Genomic DNA, 14,682 nt, shown 5'->3' with positions numbered 1-14,682 from the left:
TCTTAAATTGTATCTGATAAAGGTTTCATTACTTTTCTGAGCGCACCAGGGATCTGCAACAGGTCAAAATCATTTCCAAAGATCATATATTTATTTTCCCAGATGGTCGCATATTTTTCTTTAAAATCGCGCAGGGTCTTATAGTGCCGGAAGCTCCCCATGCGCTGTGAAGCATATTTGATGATGCGCTCGGCCGGGTTATCCGGGGCGTCCAGTCCGTTCAGCGGGATCATTCCCAGGTTCAGGTATTTAAACTCCTGCTGCCGGGCATACTCCGTCAGCTTTACGATCAATGCGTCCATACACCCGCCCGGGGCTTCCAGGCGTTTACGGATCAGGTCATAAGTGCATTCTTCGGGCGTATAGTCCCTGATGATGTTCAGGAAGGCCTGCACTGCTCCTTCAGCATCTTTTACAATGATCACATCCGATTGCCGGATCGCTTCCGGGTTAAACATCCCCTGCGAAAACACCATTTCCTTCTTTTCAAATTTATCCAGCCACTCGTCCGACACCGACTCCAGTTCTTTCAGGAAAGCATCACGCTGCGGCGCCGGCACCAGCACGGTCTCGTACCCTTTTTTCTGCAGGCTGTTCAGCCCGTTACGCAATGATTTACGACCCTTTCCTTCCAGGGTAAACTGCCCCACTTCCATGATTGCCTCCTGCCCGATAAAGATCTTCATCTTTTTCAGGTCCTCAAAATACAACAGGCTGCTTTCATCTACCCGGTAGTACACCGTCTTTAACCCCTCCTGTTTACAAAAGGCCTCAAATTCTTTCAGCACTTCCATTTTATCTTCTGCCGCGCAAACCGGCTCCTCCAGTACCACGGCAAAGTCATTGGCAACCCGGTAGGATGTAAAGCCGCTGGTGATGCCGGAAAAGAACAGCTGTTTGTCTGGCATCGTCTTAAAATAATCCACTGCCGACCTTCCGTGCTCTTCCAGCACATCCTTTGCTACATCCGCCGCTGTCCGGGCATCCGGAACGGTATCTGCAAAGATGCGCGGGCGCAGCAGGGAATAGATCAGGAGTAACCAGGAGCATACGCCCAGGAACCGGGTAATATTTACGAAGTCGCGCCCGAAATGGGTTTGAGGCGTAAGCTCATCATCCGAAAACAACAGGAAGCTCCGGAGCGTATAGTAAACCGACTGACGCCAGTTGAAATCGATACCAAAATGCCGTTTGTCGATAAAGTAAAAACTGAGGAAATCAAAAAGGCAAACAGAGATCAGCGTGATAAAGAAGGTGGCAAAGCCGATGCGGATCCACCTGGGATTTTCACGGATACGGTACTGTTTGCTGTTGGTGATCAGCAGCACCAGGATGAAACCTGCCAGCAGGCTTTCTTCATAGTCCAGCGCTTTTGCAATATTGCCGAAGATGGAAAGCACGGTAAAGATCAGCGCGGCGATCCACGCTGCCCGCAGCCCTTTGATGAGATAGGCTGATGTAACCAGCAGCGACACGCCCAGCACCAGCACCATCAGCTTGGAAGCATGTATGGCTTCTACCGGAAGATAATAGCGGTCCAGCCGCATCCGCTCGGCCAGCGGCGGGGTGGCTACAGAAATAATATTTACAATGCCCAGGAAAAAAATGGCGATCGCCGGTACAATGCGTGCTGCCAGCTGCCGTCCCCTCCATATAAAGGCGAACAAACCCAGCAGCAGGGGGATCCAGAATTCAAATACCCGGTATAGCAGGGTAATGCCCAATCCTTCATCATGGCGGTACCCGTACCCCATAAAGATATACAACATGGTAAATTCCACAGCGCCCAATCCGCGCAGGAACGGCGACAGGATCATCAGCACTACCGAAAGTGTGTACCCCACCGCAGCTACCTGGAACGAAGGAGCCGCACCCAGCGCATAAATGCTGATATAAACATGTGCAATACCGCAACATTCAATGGCCAGCGAGGCTGCAATGGTAAGCCACAACTGCCGTTTATTGATGGTCCCTGAAAAGATCTCATCAATATTATTGATAACAGAAGGGAATTTACGGCTGATCCACTGGTACAGCTTCCCTTTTTTTCTAAAAGCATATACGACCAGGAACACGCTCCCCAGCAATAGTCCCAGCAGTAATAATGAAAGCCCGGCCGCACCGGCATGCCGCTGTTTGCCAACGGTATAAAGGATCACCGGCACCCCTATCAGGAAAACGGTCAGTAGCCCCACATAACCGTAAATGGCGCTGGCCTGGTGGATCTGTGTGGCATTCAGATTCCGCTTACGCAACTGCGATGTGGTATAAGCCAGGGAACTGATACCTCCTGCCGGGAGGAACACGCTCAAAAAATTCCGTTTTAAGAAAAGCTCAACGGCGTCCGTCAGCTTCAGCCGCATGCCCATTGCCCGGAAACTATAAATATACATTAATGCCTGGAGCAACACATACAGGGCCGACACCGCCAGCCCGGCAAGGATCCAGCTTCCGTCCGCAGCCCGCAACTGGGGCAGGATGGATTGCAGCTCCTTACGTTCGCTTCTGAAAAACACAAAGGCCAGCAGGATCACGAGTACAGCCAGGATCTCCTTCCAATAAGTTTTGGGTGAGAATTTCCGGAACTGATTTAATATCCGCTCTTTCATATAGATCTGGTTCAGTTATTGGAGCCGGTAAACATAGCCTAATTTAGATGTAAAACCATGTGGATTTACATCTAAATTGTTAAAAGAAAGATGAAAAGCCTTCATGCCGGCTTCCAGGAAAAAGCCGGACCCTGGCGAAACAGCATACCGGGTACCGGCGCCCCCATAACCATAGCCCCCCTTTTCACGGATGCGGTGCCGCGTACCGGGATGATCCGGGAATTCTTTATCATACCAGGCAAAACTGATTCCCTCCTGCAAATGCGCATAAGGGGTCCATTGTCTGTAGGTTCCTATATTAAAATACGCACTTACATACACAGGGATAAAATTCAGGTGGTACAAATTCCAACCGTTATCATCGTGATAGGCAGTTCCCGAATACTCAACTCCCACCCCCAGCGCCCATTTGTTGCCCCAATACCGGTTGTAAGAAGCGCTTGCCCCCGCAAAATGATTACTATGGGTACTGTAGAGGTCTTCCACGTTCAACCTGAGGTCTGATCCCGACTGTGCCCCGGACTTTGTAAACAGCAGCAGGCAGATCAGCATGGTAAAGAGTGTGCCCGGCCGGCGAAGACAGCATTGGTTTAAAAAATACATACACAAAAATACAGCTTAAAAAAACAACCCCACCAGGTGAGGTTGTCTCAAATATCCAGGCGGAAACCTGTATCCACATTTATAAAACCGGCCGCTATCACTTTCTCTTATCATCTTTTTTTGCAGCTTCTTTCCTCGCATGTGCATGATGTTTTTTACCGGCTTTCCCCTTCTTGTGCGTCTTGCTCATTTCTGTTTTAACGGTTTTATCCTGCATAGGGATCCCCGTGGCATTTACAACTGCTCCTGTGGTTAATAAAATCATTGCGGCTACTAAGATCTTTTTCATTGTGCTACTTTTAGTAATGATGAAATGTTGTTTGCTGCGTTAAAACTACGCCGGCCGCGCGGCCATACAAAGATACAATAGCCGGAACGGCAAAACGGATCGTTGAAAAAGGGAAAAGGGTGCACCATTAACGGGAACCTGTTCATCAATAAATAGAGCGGGTACTGGTAACCGGGCAATAATCAATGTGCAACCGGGTACGGGACCGGCTCCGGCGTTTTCCGGTTAACTATCGGGATAGGGCCTTAAACCGGTCCGAAGACCGGAAGGACGCTTTCGGAACTCCCCCGGGAAGGGCCAGCCATCACCCCGCCGACCCATTTTGCCTGTTCGGCGATTTTACCGGTGCCAGGCATTTTCCGGGTTGTACTTTTAGTATTCAGAATAAATCCCCGTATCGTGAACACCTGGAAAATCATATATATGACACTGTCGGTCCTGCTGCTGATCGGGTTTGTATATGGATTGCTCTATGAGCTATACGTGTTCCGGAACTGGCCCGTTGTAGCCCTGTTTATGGTGCTTATCGTGGCGGATGTGGTTGTTTTTGTAAAACTGTTCTGGAACCTTACTACCAGTCATCGTGATGATACCTGAACGATAGTATCCCCCCCTTCGGATCGTATGACACAGCGCCGCAGCGCCTGTGACGGGCACAAAGCGTTGGGATCGCCTGCCGGCTGCGCGGAGCCTATACCTGCGATTTTCGGATCAAAAATTTCATGTAAGTTTGACAGGAATTGCCCGGTTATGAAATCTTCCTTTCGGTATATACTTGTGGTTACGTTTATAGCGGCCGTTATCGTCATCGTTTTCCTCCAGTTTAACTCCAGCCAGAGCATTAACCAGCTGATCAATGGCAACGAGGACCTGATGAATGTACTAAAGCTGAAGATGGAACTGCAGCAGGTACAGGAAAATGTAACCCAGCTGGAAACGGAAGTGAAAAGTATTGTTATACGCGGGCATGACCTGCGGGACGGCCGGTTTGAGCAGCAGGCAAAAAAGGTCAGCCAGTCGTTCCGGACGCTGGATTCTTTTGAGATCAATCCTGTTATCGGGGCGGGCATCCTGCAGTTAAAACGCCAGGTGAATAAAAAGATCGCGCTGAACAAGGAGGTGCTCCGCACTTTTGCAGGGGATGGCAAGGAAGCAGCCGAAGCATTGATTAACGACCAGGAAGAAGCCCTGCTTTCAGACTCCATCCGCAGCCAGGCACACCGGGTTGACCGGCAATACCAGGTAAGCGTTACGCAGCTGATCCGGAATGCAGACCGGAACGGCAGAAATGCCAAAGCTTTTGGAACCATCCTTGCTGTAATTGCGGCCGTGGCCTCACTGCTGGCCTTTGGATATATATCCTATAAAATGGGCGAACAGCAGCGGCTTATTGATCAGCTGAATGCATCCGAGCAGCGGGCCCGCCGGTCGGCTGAGGCCAAAGAGAATTTCCTGGCCAATATGAGTCATGAGATCCGCACCCCCCTGAATGCGATATTGGGTTTTACCGGGCTACTGCAAAAAAAACAGGGGGATCCGGAAGCGGCGCAGTACACAGACCTGATCCATAAAGCCGGCGAAAATCTTTTACAGATCGTTAATAATATCCTCGATATTTCAAAAATTGAGGCAGGCATGATGCCGGTTGAAAAAGCGGTTTTTGACCTCAGGGAAACTGTAGCTACCATTGAACACCTTTACCGGCAGCGCAGCGAGGAAAAAGGGTTGTCGTTTGCTGTACAGGTGGCAGACGATGTTCCGGAGCTTGTTGAGGGAGACCCGGTGCGGCTTACGCAGATCATTGTAAACCTGGTCAGCAACGCCATTAAATTTACAGAGCGGGGCTCCGTAACGGTAACGGTTACCCTGGAGCAGGCCATGAGTAATAAGATGGTGCTGGCTTTTGTTGTATCAGATACCGGTATGGGTATGGATGCGGCAGCGCGTGCGGTGGTATTTAACCGTTTCCGCCAGGGCGATGAAAGCATTACGCGCAAATATGGCGGTACAGGCCTGGGGCTAACGATCGTAAAGGACCTGGTGCAGCTGCAGGGCGGGAGTATGGAGGTAACCGGCGAAAAAGGGACCGGCACTGTATTTACGGTGCGGCTGCCATTTGGGTGGGTAAGCGGGGGACAAAAAAAAGAGCGGGACAGTGCGTTATTAAAGGCGTCTCCTGCGGGATGGCGGCATAAATCAGTGCTGGTGGTGGAGGATAATGAAATGAACAGGCTCCTGCTGGCACAATTGCTTAAGAGCTGGAACATCGGCTTTGATATGGTATCCAACGGAAGCGATGGGCTCCGGCTGTTGAAGGAAAAACCGTACGACCTCGTGCTTATGGATATCCAGATGCCGGAAATGGATGGCTATACCGCCACGGCGGAGATCCGGAATACCCTGCGCAGCACCGTGCCTGTCGTGGCCATGACGGCAGATGCCTTAACCAGCCAGAAGGATAAATGTTTACAGGCTGGAATGAATGATTATATCTCCAAACCGCTGGATGAAGCCGTATTGCACCGGTTACTGGTACAGCTGCTGGAAGTACCTGCCGCCCCGGCACCGGCCGCAGAAACACCTGCCGGGATTCCTGCACAGGAATACCTGCACTATTTACAACTGGATTACCTGTTTGCGGTAAGCAGGGGCAACAGGGAATACGAAAAAGACATCATGGAGCAGTTTTGCGAAATGGTGCCTGAGGAGCTGGCAAAGATACAGCGGGCCTGGGAACAGGGCAATGCCGGACTTGTGCGAAGAACGGCCCATAGTATGAGAACGACCGTGGCCGCCCTGGGGCTAACGCCCCATACCGAAGCGTACCTGTTGGCACTGGAACATATAGCACCCGCCGATCCTTTATTTGCCCATACGTATAAGCATTTGAAGGAAGTGTGCCGGCACGCACTGGAGGAGGCCGCTGCCTATTATGCGGCACACTATGGTTGATAAGGTATACGCCGGAGCATGCCGGCCGTTTTCTTTTTTAGTTTCAACGACCATTTTTGCCTTTTCGTCTATTGCGGGTATCGCAGTTTCATTAACAGGAGTACCTTTAGTGCATAAATAAAAACAAAAAAATGAAAAAACTTTTTATTGCCCTGTTCGCGCTGATCAGCTTTAGCCTGTCGCAGGCGCAAACGGCTCCGGCACAGGCAAAGCCCGCAAAAACGCAGGCTGCAAAACCGGCTTCGAAAGCCGCAGAAAAAAAAGCGGCAGAAAAGAAGGCCGTTACGGAAACAAAGGCGGCGCCCGCCACGGCTCATGTAAAAAAGGATGGCACGCCGGACAAACGCTATAAGGAAAATCAGCATTTAAAGAAAGACGGCACGCCGGATAAACGCTATAAAGAAAATAAGAAGTAAATACGTTTTGAGTTCTTGATTGTTAAGGTGCCCTTCGCTTAAGCGGGGGGCTTTTTATTATAACCGCCGCGCCCCGGTTAAAAGCAATGCCGGCCGGTTCTTATTCTGCACAGATACTGCCGGGGCGCCTGGTACTTCTGAAAGTCTCCACGTTAAAAAGGCGGGAACCGATTTCCCGGAGGAGTTTCCTGTGAAACACCCGGGGGAACAAAAGAAGCGCGTCTACAGTACATTTAACCGTTTATTGAGCGCGCTCCGGTAGGCATCTGCAACCGGCACAGGCCGGCCGCCTATAACCAACCCGCCCTGCTCCACACTGTCGATCTTATCCACTGCCACAATATAGGACCGGTGCACACGGATGAATTGCTGCGCCGGCAGCCGCTCCTCCACAACCTTTAGCGGGCTGTGTACCGCGTAGAATTTTTTGGCGGTATGCAGTTTTACATAGTCGCCCATGGCTTCTGCATACAGGATCTCATCAAAGCCCAGCCGTTTTACCACGTTGGAATCCCTTATAAAAAGAAAAGCGTCCGGGTGGATGTTTACCTGCACCTGGTTACTGGCAATCAGCTCCCGGGCGCGGTCGATCGCCTGCAGAAAGCGCGCCGGCTGAACCGGTTTGGTAATATAATCGGCCACGTTCAGCTCAAATGCTTCAAGCGCATACTCCTTTTTGGCAGATATAAAAATGATCACCGGCCGGTTCTCCCCCAAAAGACGGGTTAGCTCCAGGCCGGTCATTTCCTCCATTTCGATATCCAGCAGCAACAGGTCTACCGGCTGGTGGCGCAACAGGTTACTGGCCTCCAGCGCGCCGGAAGCTTCCCCTGCCACCTCCAGATCGCTCACCTGTGCGGCCAGCTGTTTTAAAGTGGTACGTGCGATCTTATTGTCATCAACAATCAAACAATTCATAAATCCTGCTTTTGAAGCCCGTCAAAAGTAGCGCTTATTTCGAGATTCCGGATATCCCGAAACGGCTTTAAAGAGTGCCCTGCAATATTTCCTGCAGCGTTATGCAGCCCTCCGGTACAACACAAACACCATATTACCCGGATAGTGATCCGTTACAAATGAGCCGCCGGCTTCACCGTGTTCCGGTCCATTACCGGTGTAATACCGAGCACAAAAAGTTCCTGCTAAATAATGAAGAAAAATCTTGGACAATAACAAACAATCCATTAAGTTTGCGCTCCGTTTGGGGGATTAGCTCAGCTGGCTAGAGCGCTTGCATGGCATGCAAGAGGTCACCGGTTCGAATCCGGTATTCTCCACCAGGATAAGGCTTTACAATTCATTGTAGAGCCTTTTTTTATGTCCTTTTCTGCCAAGTGGTACTCCTTCACTTCAAATTTGGGTATCAAATGGGTATCAAAAACCAGAAAGGAACTGTAAGTATTGAAAATTACAGGTCCAGAATCCGGCTAAGGTGGAGGCATTTAGGAACGAGATATACACTAAGCCTCCTGGCCTACAACAAAATAAACCTGCAAAAAGCTCAAAAAACGGCTTTAGAAATTGAAAGGGATATTGCTTTAGAGATTTTTGACGGGTCATTAAAAAAGTATCGCGGAGAAACTACCCCTGCCCCCCAAGCCAAACCCTTCACTAAGCAGTATGAGGAATGGGTATCCGACTACCTGAATATGGATTGTGAAAAAAATGTCAATTACAATGCCTTCAGGAATATGATAAACAAGTGGGGAGCTGTCAGCGAAAAAAATGTCCTGAAGAAATTCAACGCTGAACAATTCTGTATTGGCACCTATAATAGAAGACTTACTATGCTAAAACAATATGTAAGCTGGTTGGTAAAATCTGGAATCTGGAAAGTCAACCCCATAGTGGATGTCAAATCCAAAAGAGGAAAACGGCTACCCAGACCAAAGCGAAGGCCTTTCACAGAAAAAGAAATCGGGAAAATATTGGATGCCTTTAAAAATGATACCTGCACTCCTAAAAATTCAGCATACAAGCATTCCCATTATTACCCTTTCATATACTTTATATTCAAAACCGGGGTAAGAAATGCAGAAGCCATTGGCTTAAGAGTGAATAAGGTAAACGTAGCAAGCAGAACAATCCTTATTAATGAGGTATTAGCACGTTCACTAAAAGGTACAAGTTCTCGTCAAAGAACAAGGAAAGAAACAAAAAATGGGAAAGAAAGAACCCTGCCATTAACACAGGATTTACTGAACGTTCTCAATCCCTTACTAGAAAAAAAAGATCCAGATGATCTGGTGTTTACTTCATTTAAAGGGCTATCAATAGATGATAATAATTTTCAGAACAGAGTTTTCAAACCCATTCTTAGAGACCTGGAAATAGAGGAAAGAGTACTATATGCTTGCAGGCATACTTTTGGGAGCAGGTGTATTGAAGGAGGCATTAATCCTGTAATGACAGCTTTTCTCATGGGTAATAACCCAGAAACTGCATTAAGGAATTATACCCATCAATTAACCTTACCAAATAACCTACCCAAAATATAGAAGTACTTGTAAAAATAGGGGCTGATTTTAGTCCCTATTTTATTTTCATTAAATGATAAATATTAAAAAGATGGATTAATGTAGTGCGTTAATTAGCATGCTTTGGTTATTATACAAAGGATATAGTACAAGTTTGGTGCTATCCTACCCTTTTGATAACAAAAGATCAGTCTTACTAGGAAATAAAATATTATAGAAGGGTGAAATAGCAAGGGAGCAATTCTATTACCATCTACCCCAGATCAAAGTATGAATATCAAAGCGCCAAATAAATTTGACATTTCCCTGCAACCAACAGTTAAGTAGATCACTTTAATAGCTATATTGGGCTACTAATTATCATGCTATGAGTATAAAAACAACTCCAGTCAAAAAAGCGACCCTGCCTATTGAGTATAAAATGTTATCTGCAGAAGACTTTGAAAAAGATTATCTAGTAAAAGACAACAAAACAACATATATTGAACCCAATCCCAGTGGCTATATTTCTGACACCTTAATTGGAGAGGTTGACTTATATGAAAGGAATACAGTAGCTATAAATTGTGGAGTAGGTCAGGGAAAGTCTACGACCTGTATAAACTTAGCAAAGCAATATTATGCAAAAGTAGATGAAAATGGAGAGAGAGAATTTACTATTGTTTTTGCAACTCCATATATTTCTATTCTAAATCAATACCACAGATTACTAGTTGAATCAGATTCTGGCATTTCTGATTCAGACATATATTTATATACCTCAATAGATGAAACTTCCGATTTTAGGAAAATTGCAAAAACTCCTATTCACTTGATAACTATAAATAGTTTGCTGGGAAACTACGGTGAAGAGGCTTTTTTACAGGCTAAGCTAAAACGAAGTTACTTAGATAACATAATATTTCACTGTGAGAGAAAGAAGAAAAAGGTTATTTTTTTCTTCGACGAAATTCATGAAGGTGTAAGAAGTTTTAAGCAAAGATTTATCTGGAATCTTTGGAAGTGGCAGGAAGTTATCTCAAAAATATTTGTATTGAGCGCCACCTTTTCAGAAAGCGCAAAAATAATATTAAAATATCTTGCTGATCTTACTGATGATCGCATACAACTTGTTGAATCAAGAAGGGTACGTATTTCTCAAAAGCTAGTCCCTTTAAATATATGTTTGATAAATGGCTCATACCATGCCAATAATGAAGAAATAGCCAATATTATACAACAGGAAGTAGACAAAGGAAAAAGAATTCACATTCTTTCCTATTCTGAAAATCTTGCTAGTGAAATGGTCTTAGGGATTAAAAACAACAATACATATGACCCAACTAGTGTCAGCAAGATACTAAAAAACAACCCCTCTCACGAAGAATTGCGGCTTTGTACTGGAGAAACCGGAGTAAGCTTTGATGAACAGTTCTGGAATATTGGCACTAATTTCAAAACTGGAATAAATATAACACGGGCCAATACATCATTTATTATTATCCTACCTCATATGAGATCCTATGATTCAAAAAACAGAGATTCTATGGGGATTTTCACGGAAGGCTCAAATACAATTATTCAGGCAATAGCTAGAATGAGAACCGCTATTAATAACGAAATACTCCTAATAATGCCACCCCCTAAAAGACTAATACAAAATGAAAGATTGTCTGGCGGTCTGAGCGATTATTTAAAAAGAGTTTCGGTAGTTCCTGTTTTAAGACAACTAAAATTGTTTAAAGAGTCTGCTAAATACCATAATATTAATAGTCAATTGAAATTATTAGAACGATTTGATGCTCAAAGAAGATCAGTAATTTCAAAGGGATTTTCAAATTTTAATTTCAGGAGTATGTACATTAAGAAAAGAAGCGAAACAAAGCCCAAACTTGACTATCCGGATTTACAGGAGTTTGTAATGGAAGACGGTGATAGATATCTTTATTCAAGTTTTGAGATTTTTGGATCTAATCTTTCTGCATATGCAATATGGGCTGCGTTTAATAATCAGTTTGAAAATGCAACATTGCAAAATGTACTCTATAAGGATAAGGTAATTCTCAAAGAAGGGGGTATTGTACAGAAAATTCTAGAAATTTTCAATAGTCAGCTTTCAGGAGATTCCCATAGTGGCTTTACGTCAGAAAAGAAATTATTTGAAATCTTATACGCATATTTCACAGAAGCAATTGCAACGGAGGTTAAGAAAAATGGGAAAAAACACTATATAACTGCCGCAAAGTCTCCTGAATTTAAAAAGGCTTTAATCACTGTAGTAAAACTTATAAAACGTCCTACAGAAAGGTTTAGATCACAAGTTTATCCTTCTGGGGGCACACAAAATGCTATAGATTATTTCATAGATAGGAACACATATATTTTAGCCGCATTAAATAGTGTTCAAAATGACTTACTACTAGTTGGTGAAAATCATGTAATTGATCATCATCTATCAGATAATGATCAATTGTTCTTAAATCAATATCGAAAGCTATATTTATTTGCAGAACTTTATAAGAAAAATGCTGTATTTACTTCAACCAACGGCAAAAGGTATATTCTCAAGAAAAACGACATTTTGGAGAAAGAACTCTTTTCTGTGGAACAACAACTTTATTTCTTGGACATACTCAAATATTTGCGAGAAAATGACTTCTTTTTTAGGGATGATACTTTTAGCTTCTTCCAGTGGACTTCAGGATTAGATATTCCTACATTAAGAACGAGTGAAGTTGACCTAAAAAAATATTTCGGGAAAGCAATAGACACTTTAAGAGATATCTTATTTACTACTAAGCCAACGACATTATCAGAAAGAACTCTTTTGACCAATACAAATAATATTGAGATCACGAATCTGAAATCTAAGCCATATGAAATAACAAAAGAACATGATTACATAAATATAAGTGCACTAAATCTTGTTTATAATTCTTCAATCCCCTTTATAGAAAGTACAGCATATAATCATTTCGAATTTCCTGAAAATCCCAATGATTGTGAAACAATAGGAACTCTGTAATATCCAAAATTTACCATGCTCTATTATAGGTGTGAGTAAATCTTGGATATTTTCTTGTAGCCACCCATAAGGTGGCTTTTTTATTTTAAATCATACAAAATCAACTATTTATGAAATTACAAACAGCAGAAAGACAAAAAGTAAAATTAAGGCTAAATATAGCCTCCCCCAGTGGCTTTGGTAAATCCTATTCAGCATTGCTCATTGCCTATGGAATCTGTTCAAATTGGGAAAATATTGCAGTCCTGGACACAGAAAATGGCTCTGCCTCTCTTTATGCCCACCTGGGAAAATTTAAGACCATAAGGCTTGATCCTCCCTTTACCACTGACAGGTATATACAGGCAATCAAAATATGCGAGCAGGCAGGTATAGATGTTATCATAATTGATTCAATTACCCATGTATGGAAAGGTCAGGGAGGGCTATTGGAGTATCAAAATTCTTTAGGTGGGCGCTATCAGGACTGGGCCAAAGCAACTCCATTATATCAAAAATGGCTTAATACTATTTTACAATCTCAATGTCATATAATAACTACTAACAGGAAAAAGCAGGGCTACAATATGATTACAGATGGTAGTAAAACTAGAGTAGAAAAAGCTGGTCTTGATGATGAGATAAGGGATGGTTACGAATATGAGATGACCATTGCCCTAGAAATTATCAATGATAAACACTTAGCAAAGGCGTCCAAAGATAGAACTGGTTTATTTACTGATAAACCTGAATTTATTATCACAACTGAAACAGGAAAAAAAATAATAGATTGGTGCAATTCAGGAACGCCTATTTCAGATAGGGCCAAAAACAATATGGATTTGTCAGAACAACTTTTGACTAGAATTGAAAGCCGTAAATCTGTATCTGAACTTATCAAGCTATATCAGGATTACCCACAGTATCAGGAGCCGTTACTAAGCCATTTCACAACAAAAAAACTATTCTTAGAATCAAAGTCAATTATTCAACCACAAAATTTCAGTAAAAATGGAACTTCAGTTAATACCACAAATCACAGATCAGGATAACATTTCTTTTGATAGTGATCAGTCCAGAAACAAAAGCAAATCATTTATTGAGGCTAACACGAAAGAGGTTAGCCTCACACATTTAGCTAATGACTGCATTATACCAGTCTTCTCAAAGGATAACGAGACAACAATAAGTCATCATCAATTCGTTGAAACAGTATTTGAAGCAATAAAAATGGTTTTCCCAATGGAATCTATATCTGAACCTGAATTAAGAATAAGCCACGACATCAGGGGAAGAATTCCTGAAGCCATTGGGAAACCTGCTAAAGAGTTATTAGAACATGAGAAAACAACCTACTATGAAAGAATGGCGTTTATTTATGAAGTAAAAAGTATTACAAATATCATCAATGGCAATGAACTGATATTAAGTATAGGTGGTGTAAGGGCATATAACCAAGAAAACTTATATAGTAAAAAGACAATGGAAAAATTCAAAGTTTTCATTGGCTTTCAGAATCAGGTTTGTTGCAATATGTGTATTTCTACAGATGGATATGCAGAAGAAGTTCGAGCAAGTAGCACTGATGAATTACTTTCCAAAGTTGTACCACTATTTCTGGATTTCAATGCTAATGCTATGCTTACCAAGCTTGACAGTTTTGCTGACTATGAGTTAACTCAACGCCAATTTTGTCAGTTTATAGGTAAGGCCAAATTATACCATTACCTGCCAAAGAAGGAAAAAACTGCAATCCCCTATTTAGCGATGAATGATGGCCAGCTAGGAGCAATAGCCAAAGCCTATTTTGAAGATAAAAATTTTGCATCAAATTCAAATGGTAATATCGATTTATGGAAAATGTATAATTTGTTTACAGGTGCTGTTAAGAGCAGCTACATTGACAATTTTGTTGAGAGAACAGTAAACTCCTACCAATTAACAGAGGGCTTTATTCAGGCTTTAAATGGTCATGAGGGGTATAGTTGGTTTTTGGAATAATGCAAATTTACAAGCATAGTAGATGTAGAAAAGGAAGAGTGGGTGCATTTCAAATTTTCGCTATGCAGCATTCTTAACAAACTCCCTTTTGGTTAGTTCTACAATCTTTGACCATTGTTGATTCTTCTTCGTTACTCTGAGATACAACATATTTTGGGCGCCATTTCGGCTCCATCTTTGGCCGGATTGCTTCAGCCTCTTTTGGACAACCGTTCGGTGTGCCGATTCGATAGCGCCGGAACCAATAAGCCCTGCACCTATCGTTTTGTATAACGGATAATTCATTCTCGTTTTATTGGATTCATAATAATCGATCAGCTTCTGCGCCTCTTGTGTTTTTTTTGGCAATCTG

The 14,682-nt window shown here is 43.5% G+C and carries 11 protein-coding genes, 1 tRNA gene and 1 pseudogene; 8 read left to right on the top strand and 5 right to left on the bottom strand.

Translation table 11 applies throughout. The features are described 5' to 3' along the window. Window positions 1-2: 2 nt before the first annotated feature. The 3 genes from BLS44_RS23765 to BLS44_RS23755 form a co-directional block, all read right to left on the bottom strand. Entirely contained in the window at window positions 3-2,609 is a 2,607-nt protein-coding gene (locus BLS44_RS23765; protein WP_090393145.1) for a phosphatidylglycerol lysyltransferase domain-containing protein, read from the bottom strand. Window positions 2,610-2,624: 15 nt separating this feature from the next. Then, entirely contained in the window at window positions 2,625-3,212 is a 588-nt protein-coding gene (locus BLS44_RS23760; protein WP_090393143.1) for a hypothetical protein, read from the bottom strand. A 97-nt stretch (window positions 3,213-3,309) separates the two neighbouring features. Beyond that, window positions 3,310-3,501 (bottom strand): hypothetical protein, encoded by a 192-nt coding sequence (locus BLS44_RS23755; protein ID WP_090393141.1) that lies wholly within the window; start codon window positions 3,499-3,501, stop codon window positions 3,310-3,312. Window positions 3,502-3,924: 423 nt separating this feature from the next. On the opposite strand from BLS44_RS23755, the gene BLS44_RS26715 reads away from it, so the two are divergent. The 3 genes from BLS44_RS26715 to BLS44_RS23740 all read left to right on the top strand — a co-directional run bounded on the left by BLS44_RS26715 (window position 3,925) and on the right by BLS44_RS23740 (window position 6,869). Further along, window positions 3,925-4,098, top strand: coding sequence for a hypothetical protein (locus BLS44_RS26715; protein WP_176954537.1), 174 nt, complete (start codon window positions 3,925-3,927; stop codon window positions 4,096-4,098). Between the two features lie 153 nt (window positions 4,099-4,251). Further along, entirely contained in the window at window positions 4,252-6,453 is a 2,202-nt protein-coding gene (locus tag BLS44_RS23745; protein WP_090393138.1) for a hybrid sensor histidine kinase/response regulator, read from the top strand. A gap of 131 nt (window positions 6,454-6,584) precedes the next feature. Further along, window positions 6,585-6,869, top strand: coding sequence for a hypothetical protein (locus tag BLS44_RS23740; RefSeq protein WP_090393136.1), 285 nt, complete (start codon window positions 6,585-6,587; stop codon window positions 6,867-6,869). 222 nt (window positions 6,870-7,091) lie between these two features. Here BLS44_RS23740 and BLS44_RS23735 read toward each other — a convergent pair whose 3' ends face one another. Continuing rightward, complete coding sequence (locus BLS44_RS23735) at window positions 7,092-7,787, bottom strand: LytR/AlgR family response regulator transcription factor (protein ID WP_090393134.1); 696 nt, start codon at window positions 7,785-7,787, stop codon at window positions 7,092-7,094. 285 nt (window positions 7,788-8,072) lie between these two features. Between BLS44_RS23735 and BLS44_RS23730 the strand changes: the two genes are divergently transcribed. The 5 genes from BLS44_RS23730 (at window position 8,073) to BLS44_RS23710 (ending at window position 14,330) form a co-directional block, all read left to right on the top strand. After that, window positions 8,073-8,149, top strand: a tRNA-Ala gene (locus BLS44_RS23730). 87 nt (window positions 8,150-8,236) lie between these two features. Then, window positions 8,237-9,367: a site-specific integrase gene (locus BLS44_RS23725; protein WP_143019908.1), complete on the top strand. Its 1,131-nt coding sequence runs from the start codon at window positions 8,237-8,239 to the stop codon at window positions 9,365-9,367. Between the two features lie 346 nt (window positions 9,368-9,713). Continuing rightward, window positions 9,714-12,350, top strand: coding sequence for a DEAD/DEAH box helicase family protein (locus tag BLS44_RS23720; protein ID WP_090393130.1), 2,637 nt, complete (start codon window positions 9,714-9,716; stop codon window positions 12,348-12,350). A 110-nt stretch (window positions 12,351-12,460) separates the two neighbouring features. Then, window positions 12,461-13,381, top strand: coding sequence for an AAA family ATPase (locus BLS44_RS23715; RefSeq protein WP_090393128.1), 921 nt, complete (start codon window positions 12,461-12,463; stop codon window positions 13,379-13,381). Further along, window positions 13,341-14,330: a DUF3871 family protein gene (locus BLS44_RS23710; RefSeq protein WP_090393127.1), complete on the top strand. Its 990-nt coding sequence runs from the start codon at window positions 13,341-13,343 to the stop codon at window positions 14,328-14,330. The genes BLS44_RS23715 and BLS44_RS23710 overlap by 41 nt, the downstream gene beginning before the upstream one ends. Before the next feature lie 60 nt (window positions 14,331-14,390). Here the strand turns inward: BLS44_RS23710 and BLS44_RS26865 are convergent. Beyond that, window positions 14,391-14,682, bottom strand: a pseudogene (locus BLS44_RS26865) (hypothetical protein); the annotation flags it as partial.

This window comes from Niabella drilacis (assembly GCF_900101395.1).
In the GTDB taxonomy this organism is placed as follows: Bacteria; Bacteroidota; Bacteroidia; order Chitinophagales; family Chitinophagaceae; genus Niabella; species Niabella drilacis.
This window is presented reverse-complemented; position numbering and strand designations above follow the sequence as displayed.